This is a genomic window from Rhodanobacter sp. Soil_C_14 (genome assembly GCF_057657335.1).
Window position 1 is genome coordinate 308,301 of the sequence record NZ_JBDGIQ010000001.1, and the last position, 18,169, is coordinate 326,469.

The 18,169-nt window shown below is 66.3% G+C and carries 21 protein-coding genes; 9 read left to right on the plus strand and 12 right to left on the minus strand.

Going from position 1 to position 18,169, the window contains the following annotated elements; all coding sequences use genetic code 11:
* Window positions 1–58: 58 nt before the first annotated feature.
* Entirely contained in the window at window positions 59–1,564 is a 1,506-nt protein-coding gene (locus AC3A56_RS01430; RefSeq protein ID WP_487769097.1) for a helicase HerA-like domain-containing protein, read from the plus strand.
* A gap of 13 nt (window positions 1,565–1,577) precedes the next feature.
* Window positions 1,578–2,090, plus strand: a complete 513-nt coding sequence (gene greB, locus AC3A56_RS01435) for a transcription elongation factor GreB (protein ID WP_056765746.1) — start codon at window positions 1,578–1,580, stop codon at window positions 2,088–2,090.
* Between the two features lie 25 nt (window positions 2,091–2,115).
* Here the strand turns inward: greB and AC3A56_RS01440 are convergent, their stop codons facing one another.
* The 3 genes from AC3A56_RS01440 to rimO all read right to left on the minus strand — a co-directional run bounded on the left by AC3A56_RS01440 (window position 2,116) and on the right by rimO (window position 5,413).
* Window positions 2,116–3,132 carry a phosphate/phosphite/phosphonate ABC transporter substrate-binding protein gene (locus tag AC3A56_RS01440; protein ID WP_487769098.1) on the minus strand — a complete coding sequence of 339 codons (1,017 nt, stop codon included), beginning with the start codon at window positions 3,130–3,132 and terminating at the stop codon, window positions 2,116–2,118.
* Window positions 3,133–3,257: 125 nt separating this feature from the next.
* Complete coding sequence (locus tag AC3A56_RS01445) at window positions 3,258–4,067, minus strand: DUF3025 domain-containing protein (protein WP_487769099.1); 810 nt, start codon at window positions 4,065–4,067, stop codon at window positions 3,258–3,260.
* Window positions 4,068–4,075: 8 nt separating this feature from the next.
* A complete protein-coding gene (rimO, locus tag AC3A56_RS01450; RefSeq protein WP_056718712.1) occupies window positions 4,076–5,413 on the minus strand; it encodes a 30S ribosomal protein S12 methylthiotransferase RimO in 1,338 nt (445 codons plus the stop codon).
* Window positions 5,414–5,675: 262 nt separating this feature from the next.
* Between rimO and AC3A56_RS01455 the strand changes: the two genes are divergently transcribed.
* Both AC3A56_RS01455 and AC3A56_RS01460 read left to right on the plus strand, forming a co-directional pair.
* Complete coding sequence (locus AC3A56_RS01455) at window positions 5,676–6,347, plus strand: dienelactone hydrolase family protein (protein WP_487769100.1); 672 nt, start codon at window positions 5,676–5,678, stop codon at window positions 6,345–6,347.
* Window positions 6,344–6,760, plus strand: a complete 417-nt coding sequence (locus tag AC3A56_RS01460; RefSeq protein WP_487769101.1) for an HIT domain-containing protein — start codon at window positions 6,344–6,346, stop codon at window positions 6,758–6,760. The genes AC3A56_RS01455 and AC3A56_RS01460 overlap by 4 nt, the downstream gene beginning before the upstream one ends.
* 76 nt (window positions 6,761–6,836) lie before the next feature.
* On the opposite strand, the gene AC3A56_RS01465 is transcribed toward AC3A56_RS01460, so the two are convergent.
* From AC3A56_RS01465 to apbC, 4 genes are all read right to left on the minus strand, one after another.
* Window positions 6,837–7,340, minus strand: a complete 504-nt coding sequence (locus tag AC3A56_RS01465; protein WP_487769102.1) for a hypothetical protein — start codon at window positions 7,338–7,340, stop codon at window positions 6,837–6,839.
* Window positions 7,341–7,453: 113 nt separating this feature from the next.
* Window positions 7,454–8,020: a dCTP deaminase gene (gene dcd / locus AC3A56_RS01470; RefSeq protein ID WP_056718709.1), complete on the minus strand. Its 567-nt coding sequence runs from the start codon at window positions 8,018–8,020 to the stop codon at window positions 7,454–7,456.
* Window positions 8,021–8,114: 94 nt separating this feature from the next.
* Window positions 8,115–8,639 carry an NADPH-dependent FMN reductase gene (locus AC3A56_RS01475; RefSeq protein WP_487769103.1) on the minus strand — a complete coding sequence of 175 codons (525 nt, stop codon included), beginning with the start codon at window positions 8,637–8,639 and terminating at the stop codon, window positions 8,115–8,117.
* A 14-nt stretch (window positions 8,640–8,653) separates the two neighbouring features.
* Window positions 8,654–9,748 carry an iron-sulfur cluster carrier protein ApbC gene (gene apbC / locus AC3A56_RS01480; protein WP_487769104.1) on the minus strand — a complete coding sequence of 365 codons (1,095 nt, stop codon included), beginning with the start codon at window positions 9,746–9,748 and terminating at the stop codon, window positions 8,654–8,656.
* 189 nt (window positions 9,749–9,937) lie between these two features.
* On the opposite strand from apbC, the gene AC3A56_RS01485 reads away from it, so the two are divergent.
* Entirely contained in the window at window positions 9,938–10,402 is a 465-nt protein-coding gene (locus AC3A56_RS01485) for a DUF2147 domain-containing protein (protein ID WP_487769105.1), read from the plus strand.
* An 84-nt stretch (window positions 10,403–10,486) separates the two neighbouring features.
* Here the strand turns inward: AC3A56_RS01485 and AC3A56_RS01490 are convergent, their stop codons facing one another.
* Genes AC3A56_RS01490 through AC3A56_RS01500 form a run of 3 tightly spaced genes read right to left on the minus strand, consistent with a single transcriptional unit; the run spans window position 10,487 to window position 13,027 of the window.
* The gene (locus AC3A56_RS01490; RefSeq protein ID WP_487769106.1) at window positions 10,487–11,278 is read right to left on the minus strand and encodes a DeoR/GlpR family DNA-binding transcription regulator; all 792 of its coding nucleotides are present in this window, start codon (window positions 11,276–11,278) and stop codon (window positions 10,487–10,489) included.
* Window positions 11,271–11,933 carry an HAD family hydrolase gene (locus AC3A56_RS01495; protein WP_487769107.1) on the minus strand — a complete coding sequence of 221 codons (663 nt, stop codon included), beginning with the start codon at window positions 11,931–11,933 and terminating at the stop codon, window positions 11,271–11,273. The genes AC3A56_RS01490 and AC3A56_RS01495 overlap by 8 nt, the downstream gene beginning before the upstream one ends.
* Window positions 11,934–11,959: 26 nt before the next feature.
* Window positions 11,960–13,027 carry an MFS transporter gene (locus AC3A56_RS01500; RefSeq protein ID WP_487769620.1) on the minus strand — a complete coding sequence of 356 codons (1,068 nt, stop codon included), beginning with the start codon at window positions 13,025–13,027 and terminating at the stop codon, window positions 11,960–11,962.
* Between the two features lie 299 nt (window positions 13,028–13,326).
* Between AC3A56_RS01500 and metG the strand changes: the two genes are divergently transcribed.
* On the plus strand, window positions 13,327–15,426 hold the full coding sequence (gene metG, locus AC3A56_RS01505; RefSeq protein ID WP_487769108.1) for a methionine--tRNA ligase: 2,100 nt from the start codon (window positions 13,327–13,329) through the stop codon (window positions 15,424–15,426).
* A 61-nt stretch (window positions 15,427–15,487) separates the two neighbouring features.
* On the opposite strand, the gene AC3A56_RS01510 is transcribed toward metG, so the two are convergent.
* Window positions 15,488–15,778 carry a hypothetical protein gene (locus AC3A56_RS01510; protein WP_056718702.1) on the minus strand — a complete coding sequence of 97 codons (291 nt, stop codon included), beginning with the start codon at window positions 15,776–15,778 and terminating at the stop codon, window positions 15,488–15,490.
* Between the two features lie 68 nt (window positions 15,779–15,846).
* Here AC3A56_RS01510 and AC3A56_RS01515 point away from each other — a divergent pair, with 68 nt between their 5' ends.
* Both AC3A56_RS01515 and nth read left to right on the plus strand, forming a co-directional pair.
* A complete protein-coding gene (locus AC3A56_RS01515) occupies window positions 15,847–16,467 on the plus strand; it encodes an RnfABCDGE type electron transport complex subunit B (protein ID WP_487769109.1) in 621 nt (206 codons plus the stop codon).
* Window positions 16,464–17,099: an endonuclease III gene (nth, locus tag AC3A56_RS01520; protein WP_487769110.1), complete on the plus strand. Its 636-nt coding sequence runs from the start codon at window positions 16,464–16,466 to the stop codon at window positions 17,097–17,099. The genes AC3A56_RS01515 and nth overlap by 4 nt, the downstream gene beginning before the upstream one ends.
* Window positions 17,100–17,123: 24 nt before the next feature.
* Here nth and AC3A56_RS01525 read toward each other — a convergent pair whose 3' ends face one another.
* A complete protein-coding gene (locus AC3A56_RS01525) occupies window positions 17,124–17,732 on the minus strand; it encodes a class I SAM-dependent DNA methyltransferase (RefSeq protein WP_487769111.1) in 609 nt (202 codons plus the stop codon).
* Between the two features lie 137 nt (window positions 17,733–17,869).
* On the opposite strand from AC3A56_RS01525, the gene AC3A56_RS01530 reads away from it, so the two are divergent.
* Window positions 17,870–18,157 carry a hypothetical protein gene (locus AC3A56_RS01530; RefSeq protein ID WP_487769112.1) on the plus strand — a complete coding sequence of 96 codons (288 nt, stop codon included), beginning with the start codon at window positions 17,870–17,872 and terminating at the stop codon, window positions 18,155–18,157.
* Window positions 18,158–18,169 lie beyond the last annotated feature (12 nt).

Below are 18,169 nucleotides of genomic sequence, written 5' to 3' on the forward strand. Positions count from 1 at the left end.
GCACGCCGCCACGCGACGCTCTGGCTACAATCACGCAAACACCACCGGATGGAACGCCATGACCGAGATCCTGATCGGCCGCAACGACAGCACCAGCGTCAACCTGGACCCGCACTACGGCAACCGCCACGGCATGATCGCCGGCGCCACCGGCACCGGAAAATCCGTCTCGCTGATGGTACTGGCCGAGGGCTTCTCGCGCCTCGGCGTGCCGTGTTTCCTGGCCGACGCCAAGGGTGACCTGGCAGGCCTGGCGATGGCCGCCGGTGAGCCGGGCGACAAGCTCAAGGCGCGGCTGGCCAGGCTCAAGCTCACCGACTGGAAAGCGCAGGCGAACCCGGTGGTGTTCTGGGACATCTACGGCAAGCTCGGCCATCCGGTGCGCGCCACCGTCAGCGAGATGGGCCCCACCCTGCTCAGCCGCGTGCTGGAATTGAACGACACCCAGGAAGGCGTGCTCGAAGTGGTGTTCAAGGCCGCCGACGACCAGGGCTGGCTGCTGCTGGACCTGGCCGACCTGCGCGCCCTGCTCACCTACGCCGCCGAGAACGCCAAGGCGCTGTCCACCCAGTACGGCCTGATCAGCACGCAGAGCATCGCGGCGATCCAGCGCGCGCTGCTGAAACTCGAAAGTGACGGTGCCGACCAGTTCTTCGGCGAACCGGCGCTGGAACTGGCCGACCTGATGCGCCAGGACATGAGCGGCCGCGGCATCATCAACGTGCTGGCCGCCGACCAGCTGATCATGAAGCCGCGGCTGTACTCGACCTTCCTGCTGTGGCTGCTGTCCGAGCTGTTCGAGCAGTTGCCCGAAGTGGGCGACCTCGACCAGCCGAAGATGGTGTTCTTCTTCGACGAGGCACATCTGTTGTTCGACGACGCCTCGCCGGCGTTGCTGCAACGGGTCGAACAGGTGGTGCGGCTGATCCGCTCCAAGGGCGTGGGCGTGTACTTCTGCTCGCAGAATCCCGACGACGTGCCCGGCGTGATCCTCGGCCAGCTCGGCAACCGTATCCAGCACGCCCTGCGCGCATTCACACCACGCGACCAGAAGGCGGTCAAGGCCGCTGCGGAAACTTTTGTCGTCAATCCCAAACTCGACGTTACCGAGGCGATCACCAAACTGGCCGTGGGCGAAGCGCTGGCTTCCACTCTGGCCAATGGCGGCGTGCCTACGCCGGTGGAACAGGTGCTGGTGACCACGCCGTGCTGCCGCATCGGCGCGATCACCGACGCCGAGCGCGGCACCATCCGCCAGCGCTCGCCGGTGGGCGCGAAATACGACACCACCGTCAATCGCGAATCGGCCGCGGAGATGCTCACCAAGTGCGCCGAAGACAAGGCCGCCGATGCTGCCACCGTGGCGGCCGACGCACCCAAGGGTGCCGCCAAGGATGCGGAGCCCGGCTGGAGCGGCGCCGTGCACGACGCCCTGTTCGGTACCAAGCGACGCCAGGGCATGATCGAGACGATGGGCAAGCAGATGGTGCGCACCGCGGGCAGCCAGCTCGGTCGGCAGATCCTGCGCGGCGTGCTGGGCGGCATTTTCGGCGGCAAGCGTTGAGGCGCGTTGCTGCGTGAGCCGCTGGCGACCACCCTCACCCGGCTCCACCGCGATCATCACCCGCGAGGGCTTCGAGCGGCTCAAGGCCGAACTCGATCATCTGTGGCACGTGCGCCGTCCAGAGGTGGTCAAGGCGCTGGCCGCGGCGGCAGCCGAGGGTGATCGCTCGGAGAATGCCGAGTACACCTATCGCAAGAAGCAGCTCGGCGAAATCGATCGCCGGGCGCGCTATCTCAGCAAGCGCATTCCCGCGCTGAAGGTGGCCGAAGGCGCACCGGCCGATCGCCGCGCGGTGTTCTTTGGCGCGCACATCGAGCTGGAGAACACCGACACCGGCGAGATCGTCCGCTACCGCATCGTCGGCCCGGACGAGACCGATGCACGGCGTGGCTTCATCAGCATCGATTCGCCGCTGGCGCGGGCAGTGCTGAAACGGCGTGTCGAGGACGAATTCGTGGCGGAGCTTCCCGGTGGCCCCACGGAGTTCGCGATCGTCGCCGTGAGTTACGCCGACGACGGGGCCTGAACGGCAAGCCGGATGGCCCGCCTGCCTATTTGCCGTCTGCATCCCCATGCGGCGACAGCAGCCGCAAGGCCTGCCGATGTTCCTGCTCGATCTTCGCCAGTCGATTCTGCAGGGCTTGCGGGCTGACCCATTGACCGTGGCTGGCCTGTTGCCGCAACAGCGTGTACTGCATGTCGACAAACGGCGTCAGCACACGACTGTCCACCGCCACGAAGCCGCCGAGATCCGGAATGCGCGCCAGCGCGGCGCGCTCCCGCTCGCCCGCCTCGCCGCGCGACTTGCCGTAGTCGAGCAGGATCGCGGTCAGTTTCTGGCGCAACCGCCGGGACATGCCGTCGCGGATCACCAGCACGCCGGAGGGAATCAGCTGCGAACGCCAGATCACCCTGAGCTGGGCCGCTTCGCGAGGAAAGTTGCGGCGAAACAGATCCATGTCGGGGTTGTTGCTGCTGGTCACGTCCGCCTCGCGGTTGACCACGGCCAGCAAGTTGCTCTGGTGATCGCCCACCCGCACGCTGGCGAAAAAGGTGTCTGAGTTGAGTCCCTTCGGCGCGAAGACATAGGCCTCGGGCGCGATGTAGCCGGTCACCGACAGGTGCTCGCTGCGGGCGTAACGCCAGCCCTGACCGGGCGTGGCAAGCAGGTCGTCGAGGTTGCGGATCGGGCTGTCGTCGCGCACCACCAGGGTGGCCACGTTGCCTCGCGCACCGTCGCTGCGCTGGAACTGCGCGAACACCTGCATGTTCTGCCGGGTCACCGCCTCGACGGCCAGCCGGCCGGACAGGAACGCGACGTCGACCCGCTGTCCGGCGATCGCACTGGACAGGCTGGCATAACTGCCCACCGATACCGTGACCACCTCGCGGTGCAGTCGCCTGCTGACGTCATCCAGCAGGGGACGCCATTGCTCGAGGGACTCGGCTGCGCTGCCGATCGGCAGGATGCCGAAACGGATCGGTGTCTCCGCGGGAGCAGGAACCTTCGCCGCCGCCGCAGGGCCGATGCCGAACAGCGCGATGCACAGCGCCACGACCAGTGACATGAACCAGCGTCTGCCCCGCCGATGGCACCACCAAGCGCTTGCGATGGCCAATGCCGTGCACTCCCCGAGCCGTGTCCCGATGCACTGTATATAGTCGTGATCGGCCGGCGGGGCAAGGCGTGCGCTCAGGCCTGGACCACCACGAAGGGCGGCGGATAATCGCGCCCCGCGCGACGCGGCTGATAGCAGGGCGTGCTCAGATGGAAGGCTTCATCGGCGTTGTGCTCACCCCAGCCCGGCAGTCCGGACAATGGCAGCGGCCGCAGTTCGAGCGGATCATTCAACAGCCGGCCGGAGCGGATGGCCGTGGCGCACGGCGCCGCCAGATCGCTCCCGGCATCGACACGAAACACCAGCGCCTTGGCCACCAGCAGCTTGCCCGGGTTCAACGCCAGCTCCAACAGGGCATGACCGAACAGCTCCAACCGGATCGTTCCGTCCAGCCAGGCCTGCCGCCTGCGCCAGAACAGGCCGTGCCAGTCATGGGCATCCCACAGCTCCAGCAGCGAGGGATCGCTGGTGCCGACCATGACGCCGCCCTCGTCGAAGTGGGTCAACGCATATTGGGCGCCCGAACGACGCTTGGGCCCCATCCGTGCGATCTCGACAACCTGGCGATCGTTGAGCGCCTGTTTCAGGCCGGCATGACGAAGCCAGACCAGCGCGTTGAGAAGGTCGTGCCAGTTGCCTTCACGGGTGGCGATCTGGCCACGCTCGGCGATGCGCTGTTCGTAATGCAGGCCGTCGTCCAGCAAGGCGGGGGTTTGCGCCACGAATCGCGGGCGGCTGTCGTGCGGCCAGTACCGGTTCAACGCGTCGATCGTTGGCCAGCGCGCGCCTTCGAGCAGATCGGCCCATTCGCGCCAGGCCGCCAGTGGCATCCGCGCGAACACCGCCGGATCGACGCAGTCGCGGGCCGGCGCGACGTAGCGCATGGCGGGTATTAGACGACCTTGAGCTGCGGATGGGCCAGCCGTGCGTGCAGGTCGTGCTCGCTGGCCGACTCCACCACCACCTCGACGAACTGGCCCGGACGCAGCGCCTGGCCGTCGGCGATCAGCACGCTGCCGTCGATCTCCGGCGCATCGGCGGCCGAACGCGCCACCGCACCATCGGCGCCGGCCTCGTCGACCAGCACCTTGATCGTGCGGCCGATCTTGCGCTGCAGTTTCGCCGCGGAGATTTCCGCCTGCACCGCCATGAACTGTTCCAGCCGGTCTTCTTTCAGCTCCTCGGAGACCGGGTCGGGCAGCTCGTTCGCCTTCGCGCCATCGACCGGCGAATAGGCGAACGCCCCCACGCGATCGAGCTCTGCCTCGCGCAGGAAGTCCAGCAACTCCTCGAACTCCGCCTCCGTCTCGCCGGGGAAGCCGACGATGAAGGTGCTGCGGATGGTCAGGTCCGGTACCTGCCTGCGCCAGTTCTGGATGCGCTCCAGCGTCCGGTCGATGTTGCCCGGGCGCTTCATCAGTTTCAGGATGCGCGGGCTGGCGTGCTGGAACGGGATGTCCAGGTACGGCAGCAGCTTGCCGGCTGCCATCAGCGGCATCACCTCGTCCACGTGCGGATACGGATAGACGTAGTGCAGGCGTGCCCACACGCCAAGTTCCGACAGGCCTTCGCACAGCTCGGTCATGCGCGTGCGATACGCCTTGCCGCGCCACTCGCGCTCGGCGTATTTCAGGTCCACGCCGTAGGCACTGGTGTCCTGCGAGATCACCAGCAACTCCTTCACGCCGCCCTTGACCAGGCGCTCGGCCTCCAGCAGCACCTCGTCGACCGGGCGCGAGACCAGGTTGCCGCGCATCGAGGGAATGATGCAGAAGCTGCAGCGGTGATTGCAGCCTTCGGAAATCTTCAGGTAGGCATAGTGCTTCGGGGTCAGCTTCACGCCCGTGTCCGGCACGATGTCGATGAACTTGTTGCGCACCGGCGGCAGCGCCTTGTGCACCGCCGTCATCACGCTGGCGTAGTCCTGCGGGCCGCTGACCGACAGCACGTCCGGATACGCCTCGCGGATCAGCGCCTCGCGCTTGCCCAGGCAACCGGTGACGATGACCTTGCCGTTCTCGTTGAGCGCCGTGCCGATCGAATCCAGCGACTCCTGCACCGCCGCGTCGATGAAGCCGCAGGTATTCACCACCACCGCGTCGGCCTCGTTGTAGCTGGGCACGATCTGGTAACCCTCGACCTTCAACTGGGTAAGGATGCGCTCGGAATCGACCAGCGCCTTGGGGCAGCCGAGGCTGACGAAACCGATCTTGTGCGAAGCCTGGGACATGGCCGGGTTACCGTGAAAAGCTGTGGGGTAACAGGCGATTATACGGGAATGGGGAATGAGGAATGGGGAATGGGGAATGGGGAATGGGGAATGGGGAATGGGGAATGGGGAATGGGGAACGGGGAACGGGGAACGGGGAACGGGGAACGGGGAACGGCCAGAGCATCGCCGCGTTCGCGTTCGCTGTTGTTCCCTGTTCCCCGTTCCCTGTTCCCTGCCGCCACAATGCCTAGAATCGTCACTCCCCCGCAGGAGCCGCATCATGGGCCAGTCCATCAACATCCCTACCTCCGGCACGCAGTGCATCGGCGCCTACCTGGCCCAACCGGCGGGCACGCCGAAGGGCGGCATCGTGGTGATCCAGGAAATCTTCGGCGTCACCGCGCACATCCGTGACCTGGCCGACCGCTTCGCCGACTACGGCTATACCGCGATCGCACCCGCGTTCTTCGACCGGCTGGAAAGCGGCGTCGAATTGCCCTATGACATGGTCGGCGCGAATCGCGGCAAACAGCTGGTGGCGGAACTGGGGCTCGAGCGCGCGCTCGAGGACGTGGCCAGCGCCGCCGAATCGATCAGCTCGGCCGGCAGGATCGGCACGGTCGGTTATTGCTGGGGCGGCACCGTCGCGCTGCTCGCCGCACTGCGTCTGGGGCTGCCGTCCGTGAGCTATTACGGCGCGCGCAACCTGCCGTTCCTGCACGAAACACCGAAGGCGCCGGTGATGTTCCACTTCGGCGAGAAAGACCACAGCATCACGCCCGAAGCGGTGGCGAAACATCGCGAGGCGTTGCCGCACATGGACACCTTCACCTACCCCGCCGATCACGCGTTCAACCGCGATGGCAGCCCGAGCTACCACGAGGCCAGCGCCCGGCTCGCACTGCAGCGCACGCTGGCCTTCTTCGACCAGCATCTGGCCGGCGCAGCATGAGCGAGGCGGGCTTCATCCTCGACCCGCGACTGGCAGCCGATACCTGCCCGGTGGCCTCACTGTCCTTGTGCGACGTTTTGCTGATGAATGACGCGCGCTATCCGTGGCTGATCCTGGTGCCGCGTCGAACCGGCCTGGTCGAGGTCGGCGACCTCGGCAGCCACGAGCAGACCCTGCTGTGGCAGGAGGTGGCCCGCGCTGGCGCTGCGCTTCGTACCGTGGCACCGTTCGACAAGCTCAACCTGGGCGCCCTGGGCAATATCGTGCGGCAACTGCATGTGCACGTGGTCGGGCGCCGCAATGGTGACTCCGCCTGGCCGGGGCCGGTGTGGGGAAACGGCAGCGCGATGGCCTACGCCGCCGCGCAACGCGAGCAGCTGATTGCCGCGCTGCGCGACGCACTTGCCAGCTAGGATCTGCGCAAAAAAGGCCGCAGCACGAGCTGCGGCCTTTGGGGATTCAGGCAATTTCCGCTTTCACCATCAACCGTCAGTACTGCTGCTGTTGCTGCTGGGGATCGAAGCCGCCACTGCTGGCCTCCTTGCCCTTCTGCGAATCGGGCAACTGCATCGGCGCATGATGATCTTCGAGTGCGCGAGCCTTGGTATCGACCGGATTGATCTTGGTCAGCGTGCCCTTGTTGTCGTAGAACACGGTGAAGCCGTAATCCATCTGCATGCGCGCCATGTATTCCAGGTGCCGCTTGCGGATCTTCGCATCGTCGCTGGGCAGCAGCAGAACGGTTTTTGGCAGCTTCCCCTGATCCTTCAGATAGGCAAAATGGCTGCCCATGTCGAGTGCGGAGAGCACGGCGCCATCCAGCAGGAACTGGCCATCCTTGTAGGACTCGATGGTGGCGTCGAACTGCCCCTTCATCGAAGCGGTGCTGACGTCGCTTTTGGTGCTGCCGGAGTGGCAACCGGCGAGCACCAGCACGCCGCCCAGCATGAGCGCGGCCGCGGCTCGCTTAAGCATCGTGGAAAAACGGATCATGCGGGTCTCCTGGAAGCAATCGGACATGGAAGCCATCAAACGACGGGATCGATGGAAGTGTAGCGCGGACTGCAACGACTGACGTGCCCAGGGGGCCCGTCCGGTCACGGCATTCAGGTACGCGGCAAGGTCACGCCCTGCTGGCCCTGGTACTTGCCGCCGCGGTCCTTGTAGCTGGTTTCGCATTCCTCGTCGGATTCGAGGAACAGCATCTGCGCCACGCCTTCGTTGGCGTAGATTTTTGCGGGCAGTGGCGTGGTGTTGGAGAACTCCAGCGTCACGTGGCCTTCCCACTCCGGCTCCAGCGGCGTCACGTTGACGATGATGCCGCAGCGCGCATACGTGCTCTTGCCCAGGCAGATCGTCAGCACCTTGCGCGGAATGCGGAAGTATTCCACCGTGCGCGCCAGCGCGAACGAATTCGGCGGGATGATGCACACGTCCGCCTCGACGTCGACGAAGCTGGTCGGATCGAACGACTTCGGGTCGACGATGGTGGAGTTGATGTTGGTGAAGATCTTGAACTCGCGGGCGCAGCGCACGTCGTAGCCGTAGCTCGACGTGCCGTAGGAAATCAGCTTGCTGCCGTCGCGCAGCTTCACCTGGCCCGGCTCGAACGGCTCGATCATGCCGTGACTCTCGGCCATGCGGCGGATCCACTTGTCGGGTTTGATGCTCACGCTGTCTCCGCTGGTTGGCTTGGCAGCCCGGAACGGCCGGGGCGCAATCGTCAAAAATACACGGTCAGGGCATCGCGGCGCCAGCCGAAGCCCGTCAATGCGCCGCCAACGCTTCCACCAACAGCCGCAGCGCCACCTGCAATTCGGCGCAGCGATCGGCATTTTCCAGCACCTGCGTCACCGAGCAGCCGGCGCCAGGCAAGGCCACCATCACCGGCTGGGCCGCCAGCAGTTGCGCGGACATGGTGGTGAGGATCTCGGCCAGCGCCTCCTGCGCGTGATACGAACCACGCGCCGCAGTGTTCAGCAGCAACACTGGCTTGCCGGGGAAGTCCGGGCTGCCGACCAGCCAGTCCAGCAGGTTCTTGAACGCGCCTGGCACGCCGTGCGCGTACTCGGGACAGGCGATCAGCAAGGCATCGGCCGAGTCCACCGCTTCCCGCAATTCGGCAACCGCGGGCGGCAGCGGGGCGGTCTCCGCATCGGGACTGAACAGCGGCAGTTCGCCGAGACCCTTGTAGAGCAGCAGCTCCAGCGTCGATGGCGCCAAGCGATACGCCGCTTCAAGCGCCGCCGAGTTCGACGACACGCGGCGCAGGCTGCCGGAAAGGCATAACACCTGCGCCGCCACCCTCATGCGGCGGGTGCGCCTTGCACCACGATCTTGCCCAGGCCCAGCGACTTGTTGCGCGGCTGGCGCGACAAGCGGCCCGCCGCATTGCGGGCAATCTCGCGATAACGCATGGCGAGGTCGGAATCGGGCATGGCCGCCACCGTGGGATTGCCGCTGTCGGCCTGCTCGCGAATGCGGATGTCCAGCGGCAGCGAACCGAGATAAGCCGCGCCGTACTGGCTGGCCATGCGCTCGCCGCCGCCTTCGCCGAAGATGTTTTCCTCGTGGCCGCAATGCGAGCAGACGTGGGTGGCCATGTTCTCCACCACGCCCAGCACCGGCACCTCGACCTTCTCGAACATCTTGAGCGCCTTGCGCGCGTCGAGCAGGGCGATGTCCTGCGGCGTGGTGACGATCACCGCACCGGCCACCGGCACCTTCTGCGACAGCGTGAGCTGGATGTCGCCGGTGCCCGGCGGCAGGTCGACGATCAGGTAGTCGAGCTGCTCCCAGCGCGTATCGGTGAGCAATTGCATCATCGCCTGGGTGACCATCGGACCACGCCAGATCATCGGCGTGTCCTCTTCCACCAGGAAGCCGATCGACATCACCGGCATCCCATGCGCCTGCATCGGCAGGATGCTCTTGCCGTCGGGCGAGGCCGGCTTGCCGTGCACGCCGAGCATGGTCGGCTGGCTCGGGCCGTAGATGTCCGCGTCCATCACGCCGACCCTGGCGCCCTCGGCCTGCAGCGCCAGCGCCAGGTTGGCGGATACCGTCGACTTGCCCACGCCGCCCTTGCCCGAGGCGACCACGATGATGTTCTTCACATTCGGCAGCGGCCCCAGCGTGCCTTGCACCTTGTGCACGTGGACGCGGCTGGTGACTGACACGGTGGCCGATTCGATCGCCGGACCGGCCTCCAGCGCCTGGCGCACCCGGCTGACGATGACGTCGATGGCGCCGGCCGCCGGATAGCCCAGCTGCAGGTCCACCGAGACCTTGCCGCCGTCCACGCCCACCGCGCGCACGGCTTCGCCCAGCGACGCGCCGGTGTGGGTATCGATAAGGCCGCCAAGGATCTGGCGGACCAGGGCTTCGTTCGCCTGTGTCATGTCTGCTCGGGGGAATGCGGGGCCGCCATTATGCCAGCCCGCCGGCTTCGGTCGGCTGACCCAGATCAGCGCGAACCGGCCGTGGCCGGCGCGCTGCGGGGCGCCGCAAGCATTTGCGCAATGCAGCTTGACGACCTTCCCCATCCTCGCCAGTCTCCCATCCATACGCTTTCGTACGGGAGGAACACCATGAAGCACGCATTTCGTTGGGTCATCGCCGCCAGCCTGCTGTTTGGCGCCGGTACCGTAATGGCAGCCAATGACACACCGGTCGGCACCTGGAAGACCATCGACGACGAATCCGGCCAGGCCAAGTCGATCGTCGAGATCACCGACAACAACGGCGAACTGCAGGCGCACATCGTCAAGCTGCTCAACCGCAGCCCGGAAGACATCGCCCGCGACGGCGCCGTGGCGATGTGCCGCAAGTGCGACGGCGAACGCAAGGACAAGCCGGTCGAAGGCATGAACATCATGTGGGGCGTGCACCGCAACGACGACGTCTGGGATGGCGGCAAGATCCTCGACCCGAAATCCGGCAAGGTCTACAAGGTGAAGTTGTCGATGCTCGACGGCGGGCAGAAGCTCAACGTGCGCGGTTACATCGGCTTCTCCTGGGTCGGCCGCAGCCAGACCTGGGAACGCCAGAACTGACGCAGTTCAATCGCTCCACCCTGCGCCAAGCCTCATGTCAGCGATCCTGGCATGAGGCTTTTCTTTTAGGCGAGCAAGCCTGCTTCACGCGGGCGCGTCGGCCCGATGCACGGTCAGGCCACGGGCAGTGAAGCTGGCACGCAGCGCACGACCGACCTCGTGTTCGACCACCAGATGCTGCACTTCGTCGATGGCTGCCACCCGATGCGTCGCCACCGTGCCGAGCTTGTCACTGGTGGCGACGACGACGACCTCGCCACTGGCCTCGACCATCGCCCGCTTCAGCAACGTTTCCTCGCTGTCGAAACCCCACAGCCCACCGCTCGCATCTATCGCGCAGGCGCCGGGGAAACACAGGTCGGCGCGCACGCGCTGAACTTCCTGCACCGCCTGCGCGCCAACGGCGGCGCCGATCCGTGCATCGACCCGACCGCCGATCAGCAGGATGTCGAAGCCTTCACGTTCGAGCAGGATCTGCGCGATATCCGGTGCATTGGTCACCACGGTCAGCCCCAGATTCGGCGGCAGCGCGGTGGCGATAGCTGCGTTGGTCGAACCGGCGTCGATCAGCAGTACCTGCCCCTGCCGCACCAGGGTCACCGCCTTGCGGGCAAGCGCCAGCTTGCGGCCGGCATGTTCCTGTCGTCGCTGCTTGAGCGGCGCGACGGTAGCGGAAATAGGCAAGGCACCACCGTAGACGCGCTTGCACAGACCCAGCGTCGCCAGTTCGCGCAGGTCGCGCCTGACCGAATCCTCGGACACCGCGAATTCCGTCGCCAACTCCACCGCCACCACGCGACCGCGCTGGCGCAGTCGATCGAGTATCCATTGCTGGCGTTCCTGCGGCAGCATCTCGCCGGGATTCACCTTAACCATGCTGGCGCACCTCCGGTGCTGTGCCATCGAGCAGCCCCAGCGCGACCAGTTCCCCACGCAGCAACGCGGCATCACGGAACTGCAGCGCATGCATGCCGAGTTTCGCCGCCGCATCCACATTGCGCGGGGCATCGTCGACATACACGGCACGGACCGGATCGACCCCGTAACGATTCAGCAGCAGCTGGAAGATCGCCGGATCGGGCTTGATCATCCGCTCCTGCCCGGACACCACGATGCCCTCGAATGCCTGCAGGAACGGGTAGCGTTCGAAGGCCAGCGGAAAGGTCTCCTGCGACCAGTTGGTCAAGGCGTACAGGCGCACGCCACGCGCGCGCAGTTCCTCGAGAATCGCCACGCTGTCGTGCATCGGGCCTCGCAGCATCTCGTCCCAGCGCGCGCGGTAGGCGGCGATCAGGGCCGCATGTTCGGGAAACTCCGCACTGCGCAGCCGGATGGCTTCGTCCCAGCTGCGCCCTGCATCCTGCTGTTCGTTCCACTGACCATCGCAAACCTCGGCCAGGAATTGCTCCATCGATGACTCGTCATCGAACAGGTGGCGATAGAGATAACGCGGGTTCCAGTCGATCAGGACGCCGCCGAGATCGAAGATCACCGTGTCCGGCATGGCACGTCGGGTCGTGCGCTCGCTCATGTCGTCATCCTCGCGTTACCTGTCATTCAACGCCGCACGATCCGCGCCGAGGCGGCGACCAGCAGCAACATGCCGGCGACCACGGCCAGCGCGGCCGGCAAACTGCTGGCATGGGCCATGAAGCCGATCAAGGCCGGGCCACTGAGCAGGCCGGCATAACCCAGCGCAGTCACCGTGGCGATCGAAATCGCCGGCGGCTGGCCCGGCAGGCGACCCGCCGCACTGAACATCAGCGGCACGATATTGGAGGCGCCCAGGCCAATCAGCACGAAGCCGGTCAACGAAGCGGGCGGCCAGTTCGCCATCGAAGCCAGAAGAAATCCGAACGCCGCCACGCCGGCGCCGACGCGCACCGTCCACACCGGACCCAGCCGCGCGATGACCCGGTCGCCGACCAGCCGACCGCCGGCCATGGCCACCGAGAAACACGCGTAGCCAATGCCGGCGGACGCCGCGGAGAAGCCGTGGAAGTCACGCAGCAGCACCGCGCTCCAGTCGAGCATGGCGCCCTCGGCCAGGAAACTGACGAAGCACAACACGCCAAGCAGCAGCACCAATCCGCGCGGCAGCCGGAACTTCACCGTCTGCCTGGCCACATCGCCCACGCGGGCAAGCAGGTCGCGACGTTGGCCGAGCACGATCAGCATCAACAGCAGCGCGATCGCCAGGGCACCGACCACCAGCGGCAGGCCGAGCGCCAGCAAGGCGCTCATCAGCGCGGCGCCGACCAGGCCGCCGATGCTGAAAAGCCCATGAAAGCCCGACATCAACGCGCGGCCGTCGCGCCGCTCCACCTCGACCGCATGCGCATTCATCGCCACGTCCACCGCGCCAAGCATCGCGCCGAAGTACAGCAGCGTCATGGCCAGCATCAGCACATCCGGCACGATCGCGAGCACGGGAATCGCCACGCACAGCAGCAGCCCGGCCACGCTGATCACCCGGCGGTTGCCGTAACGGTGGGTCAGCAGGCCGACCAGCGGCATCGACAGCATCGAGCCACCGCCGAAAGCCAGCAGCACCAGGCCCAGAGCCGCGTCGTCCAGTCCCAGCCGCGCCTTCACGTACGGCACCATCGGCGCCCAGCTGGCCATGCCGATACCGGACACCAGGAAGATCAGGCGCGTGGCGCGGATGGCGCCGGGCAAACGCTGCTGCCCGGCCTGCAAGGACTCTCTCGACACGCTGATGGTTTCCAGTGCGTTCAAAACGTGCACAAATGTATAAAAACAAGATAAAACATGCAAACCAGTCGATGCCTGTCCCGGCGACCGGATGGCGCGCGCTGGCATCGCCACGAGCACGGCGGGCCCGCCGCGACCCGTGCGTCGGCGCACGATCGGGATGGACCTGCATGGCATAATGCGCAGTCATCCCGGAGTGCCCGCCCACCATGAGTCGTCGCCTGCTCGTCACCAACGCCCTGCCCTACGCCAATGGCCCGCTGCACATGGGCCATCTGCTGGGCTACATCCAGGCCGACATCTGGGTGCGCGCGCAGCGAATGAGCGGCAACGAAGTGGCCTATGTCTGCGCCGACGACGCCCACGGCACGCCGATCATGCTGGCGGCAGAAAAGGCCGGCATGACGCCGGAGAACTACATCGAAGGCATCCGCCAGGGCCACGAGGCGGACTTCGCCGCCTTCGGCGTGGCGTTCGACCACTACCACACCACCCATTCGGACGAGAACCGCGAACTGGCGACGCTGATCTACACGCGTCTGCGCGACGCCGGCAGCATCGCCAAGCGCAGCATCCAGCAGCTGTTCGACCCGGAAAAGCAGATGTTCCTGCCGGACCGCTACATCAAGGGCACCTGCCCGGTCTGCAAGACACCGGACCAGTACGGCGACAATTGCGAGAACTGCGGCGCCACCTACGCACCGACCGACCTGATCAATCCCTATTCGGTGATGTCCGGCGCCACCCCGGTGCTGCGCGACTCGGAGCACTACTTCTTCGAGCTGGGCAAGTTCGAGGGCCTGCTGCGCGACTGGTTCGCCGGCGCGTTCACCGGTGGCAAGCCGGTGGCCAACAGCGGCGTGGCCGCGAAGCTGCGCGAATGGCTGGACGGCGGCCTGAAGGACTGGGACATCTCGCGCGACGCGCCGTATTTCGGCTTTCCGATCCCCGACGCGCCGGGCAAGTTCTTCTACGTGTGGCTGGACGCGCCGGTCGGCTACCTGGCCAGCTTCAAGGCGCTGTGCGACCGGACCGACCTGCAGTTCGACGACTTCCTCGCCGCCGACAGCAACGCCGAGATGCATCACTTCATCGGCAAGGACATCATCAACTTCCACGGCCTGTTCTGGCCCGCGATGCTGCACGGCGCGAACTTCCGCACGCCCACGGCGCTGCACGTGAACGGCTACCTGACGGTGAACGGCGCGAAGATGTCCAAGTCGCGCGGCACCTTCATCCAGGCGCGCACCTATCTCGATTCGGGCCTGCATCCGGAGTTCCTGCGCTACTACTTCGCCAGCATGCTCAACGAGACGCCGGTCGACGTGGACCTCGACCTGAAGGCCTTCGAAGAGCGGGTCAATTCGCACCTGGTCGGCAAGTGGGTGAATATCGCCAGCCGCACCGCCGGCTTCGTCCACAAGTTCTTCGACGGCCGCCTGGCCGCGCAGTTCGGCGCCGAGGAAGCGGCCCTGTGGAACAGCCTGCTGGAGCACTACGACGGCGTCGCCGAACTCTACGACAGCGGCGAATTCGCCGAAGTCACCCGCCGCTTCGTGCTGATGGCCGACATCGTCAACGGCCACATCGCCGCCAAGGCGCCATGGGCGATGGCCAAGGATGAAACCCAGCGCGAAGCACTGCACCATGTCTGTTCGTTTGCACTGGGCGCGTTCCGGCTGCTGGCCGGCATGCTGAAGCCGATCCTGCCGGCCACGGTCGGCGCTGCCGAGAAATTCCTGGCCGCACCCATCGTCGACTTCGACGACGCCCGCAGCAGCCTGCACAATCACACCATCGAAGCATTCGAGACGCTGATGGGCCGCATCGATCCCAGGCTCATCGAGGCGATGATCGAATCGTCGAAGGATTCACTCGGCGCCCCTGCCGAAGCCCCCAAAACCCCGAAGAAGAAGCCCATGACCGAAGACACCAAGCCTGCCGCATCGAATCCGGCGTCGCAGAGCGCGGACGCCGGCACCATCGGCATCGACGACTTCGCCAGGCTCGACCTGCGCATCGGCAAGGTCAGCGCGTGCGAATTCGTCGAGGGCTCGGACAAACTGCTGCGCTTCGAACTGGACGCCGGCCCGCTGGGCACGCGGCAGATCTTCTCCGGCATTCGCGCGGCCTACGCCGAGCCGGAAAAGCTGGTCGGCCGCAACGTGGTGTTCATCGCCAACCTGGCGCCGCGCAAGATGCGCTTCGGCCTGTCCGAAGGGATGATCCTGTCCGCCGGTGACGGCGGCAGCGACCTGTTCCTGCTCGACGCCGACCAGGGCGCGAAGCCCGGCGCCACCGTCCGCTGACACGACCACGCCGTTGTAGGAGCGCACAGGGTGCGCTCCTACAAATGAATGGCCAAAACCGCTATTGCTTCGTGTAAGTCACGAAGAATCCGACCAGGTCGCCGTTCTCGTTGTACGGCGCCATGTCCACGTAGCGGTAGCCGCGCGCGGCGTAGTCGGCATGCGACTTGGTGAGCTGGTTCGCCATGTGCTTCTTGCGGAAACCCAGGGTGGCATCGACGAACACGGTCACCGTGTCGCCGGGGACTTCGGACGACGCCGCCTGCGCGGGAGTGGCATGGGTCAGCACGATCGCACCACCGGCACCCAGCACGGCGGTAAGCAACAACGAGGCGAGAAACGACGATTTCATGGCAACACTCCAACCGATGGCAATTGCGGGACAATGGGTGCCGATTATCGCCCGCCCCGCCATTGCGCATGAGTGATCCCGTCACCCTTCTCGCTGACCGCATCGACGCCGTGCTGCCGCAGACCCAATGCGAGCAATGCGGTTATCACGGCTGCCGACCGTATGCGGAGGCGATCGCCCGCAACGAGGCGCCCTTCAACCGGTGCCCGCCCGGCGGTATCGCCGGCATCGAGAAGCTGGCCGCCCTGCTGGAGCGCCCTGCACTGCCACTCGACCCCGCGCATGGCATCGAACATCCGCGCATGCTGGCGCGCATCGTCGAGGCCGACTGCATCGGCTGCACCAAATGCATCCAGGCTTGCCCGGTCGACGCCATCATCGGCGCCTCGAAGCTGATGCACACCGTGGTGGCGGACGACTGCACCGGTTGCGAACTGTGCGTGCCGGCCTGCCCGGTCGACTGCATCGTGCTCGAACCGATGCCGCCCGCGCAGATCGATGTCGCCCATGCCGATGCGGCGCGCGAACACTTCCAGCGCCGTGAATCGCGCCTCGAACGCCAGCGCGCCGAACGCGAGGCCGAGCTGGCGGCGCGCAAGCTTGCCGTGGAAGCGGCGGCCGGACCAGTCAACCCGGTGCAGGCCGCGCTGGCCCGCGCCAGGGCGAAGCAGCAGGAGTCGAAACCGTGAAGCGCGCCGAGGTGATCGAGCTGTTCTCGCGGCTGCGCGAACTGGACCCGCATCCCACCACCGAACTGGCGTACACCACGCCGTTCGAGCTGCTGGTGGCGGTGGTGCTGTCGGCGCAGGCCACCGACGTCGGCGTCAACAAGGCCACCCGCAAACTCTACCCCGTGGCGAACACGCCGCAGGCCATCCTGGCCCTGGGCGAGGAAGGACTGAAGCGCTACATCAGCACCATCGGCCTGTTCAACGCCAAGGCGAAGAACGTGATCGCGCTGTGCCGCCTGCTGATCGAGCAGCATGACGGCGAGGTGCCGTGCACCCGCGAGGCGCTGGAAGCGCTGCCCGGCGTGGGCCGCAAGACCGCCAACGTGGTGCTCAACACCGCCTTCGGCGTGCCGACCATCGCGGTGGACACGCACATCTTCCGCGTCTCCAACCGTACCGGCCTGGCGCCGGGCAAGGACGTGCGCGCGGTCGAGGACAAGCTGGAGAAAGTGGTGCCGGCGGAGTTCAAGCAGGACGCCCATCACTGGCTGATCCTGCATGGCCGCTACGTGTGCAAGGCGCGCAAGCCCGATTGCCCGCACTGCGTGATCCGCGACTTGTGCCGGTACAGGGACAAGACGGTGGAGTGAAGAAGGAGCCCCGTTCCTCGCTAGTCACCCCGCCAACTGCGCCCGCTCCAGCGCCGCGATGTGCCGTTCCAGCCGCGGCCCCAGGTAGCAGTGCGAGCCGCATGGCAGCAGGCCGACTTCGCCGAACTCGCGCAGATACCAGGCCGGTGCGCGCGAGACGAAACCCTGGTGGTCGCCGGCCACGTCGTCGCGACTGGTGAACACTTCAAGGAAGGCCACGCCTTCGAGCATCTCGCCGATGCCTTGCAGGCCGGCGCGGATTTCCGCCGGCTTCAGGTAATGCAGCATGTCGGTGCACACGACCAGGTCGAAACGCTCGTCGAAACGCAGGTATTCCAGCTGGCCGAAGCGGGCCAGGCCGATGTTGCGGCTGCGGCCGTAGCGCGCCACCACGTACTCGCTGGCGTCCAGGCCGCGGTAGGTGATCCCCGGCCGCAACGCGCGCAGCGGCGCGCGCCAGGTTGCCTCGCCGCAGCCCACGTCGAGCACGTTGCGGATGGGACGCCCCAGGTAATACTCGGCCTGCGCCACCACCATCGCCACCTTGCGCCGCAGTTCGGCCGCCGACGCCACGGAATGTCGCGGGTCGCGGTACCACTTGTCGAAATAGGCGCGGTCGTAGGTCTTGGTCATGCAGAGGTCCGGGCAAGCGTGGGCAGCGTCCATGGTATCCCGCCCGACCCGCCGATCCGGATGCGGCATCACTTTCTGCATGCGCTGCCGATGCAAGCATCGCCGCCAGCTTCCATCGCCGCCCCGAGGAGAATCCCATGCCCATGGTCCGCTTCCGCCTGATCGGCAGCCGCGCCGACGCCGATGCCGTCATCGCGACCCTGCACGGCCTCGACCGCATCGAGCACGTCGAGGAAATCGACGACCTGGTCTCCGGGATGCGCGACGACTCCAGCTCCAGCGACTCGGTGAGCGACAGCGAGGGGCACGTCTACCGCATCGAAGTGGACACGCCCGATGACGGCGTCGCGGACGACGTGCGCGCACGCGCCGAGGAGGCGGCCGGGGAAGCGGCCGCCGGCATCGAGTTCGTGGACGAGTTCTGAACGGCAGGAACC

Coding starts and splice junctions, on each gene's coding strand:
- AC3A56_RS01515 (WP_487769109.1), top strand. CDS start 15,847: ATGAGTGATCCCGTCACCCTTCTCGCTGACCGCATCGACGCCGTGCTG.
- rimO (WP_056718712.1), bottom strand. CDS start 5,413: ATGTCCCAGGCTTCGCACAAGATCGGTTTCGTCAGCCTCGGCTGCCCC.
- AC3A56_RS01525 (WP_487769111.1), bottom strand. CDS start 17,732: ATGACCAAGACCTACGACCGCGCCTATTTCGACAAGTGGTACCGCGAC.
- AC3A56_RS01485 (WP_487769105.1), top strand. CDS start 9,938: ATGAAGCACGCATTTCGTTGGGTCATCGCCGCCAGCCTGCTGTTTGGC.
- AC3A56_RS01440 (WP_487769098.1), bottom strand. CDS start 3,132: ATGTCACTGGTCGTGGCGCTGTGCATCGCGCTGTTCGGCATCGGCCCT.
- AC3A56_RS01460 (WP_487769101.1), top strand. CDS start 6,344: ATGAGCGAGGCGGGCTTCATCCTCGACCCGCGACTGGCAGCCGATACC.
- AC3A56_RS01510 (WP_056718702.1), bottom strand. CDS start 15,778: ATGAAATCGTCGTTTCTCGCCTCGTTGTTGCTTACCGCCGTGCTGGGT.
- AC3A56_RS01445 (WP_487769099.1), bottom strand. CDS start 4,067: ATGCGCTACGTCGCGCCGGCCCGCGACTGCGTCGATCCGGCGGTGTTC.
- AC3A56_RS01530 (WP_487769112.1), top strand. CDS start 17,870: ATGCCCATGGTCCGCTTCCGCCTGATCGGCAGCCGCGCCGACGCCGAT.
- AC3A56_RS01490 (WP_487769106.1), bottom strand. CDS start 11,278: ATGGTTAAGGTGAATCCCGGCGAGATGCTGCCGCAGGAACGCCAGCAA.
- metG (WP_487769108.1), top strand. CDS start 13,327: ATGAGTCGTCGCCTGCTCGTCACCAACGCCCTGCCCTACGCCAATGGC.
- AC3A56_RS01465 (WP_487769102.1), bottom strand. CDS start 7,340: ATGATCCGTTTTTCCACGATGCTTAAGCGAGCCGCGGCCGCGCTCATG.
- AC3A56_RS01495 (WP_487769107.1), bottom strand. CDS start 11,933: ATGAGCGAGCGCACGACCCGACGTGCCATGCCGGACACGGTGATCTTC.
- AC3A56_RS01500 (WP_487769620.1), bottom strand. CDS start 13,027: ATGGCCAGCTGGGCGCCGATGGTGCCGTACGTGAAGGCGCGGCTGGGA.
- AC3A56_RS01430 (WP_487769097.1), top strand. CDS start 59: ATGACCGAGATCCTGATCGGCCGCAACGACAGCACCAGCGTCAACCTG.
- AC3A56_RS01455 (WP_487769100.1), top strand. CDS start 5,676: ATGGGCCAGTCCATCAACATCCCTACCTCCGGCACGCAGTGCATCGGC.
- apbC (WP_487769104.1), bottom strand. CDS start 9,748: ATGACACAGGCGAACGAAGCCCTGGTCCGCCAGATCCTTGGCGGCCTT.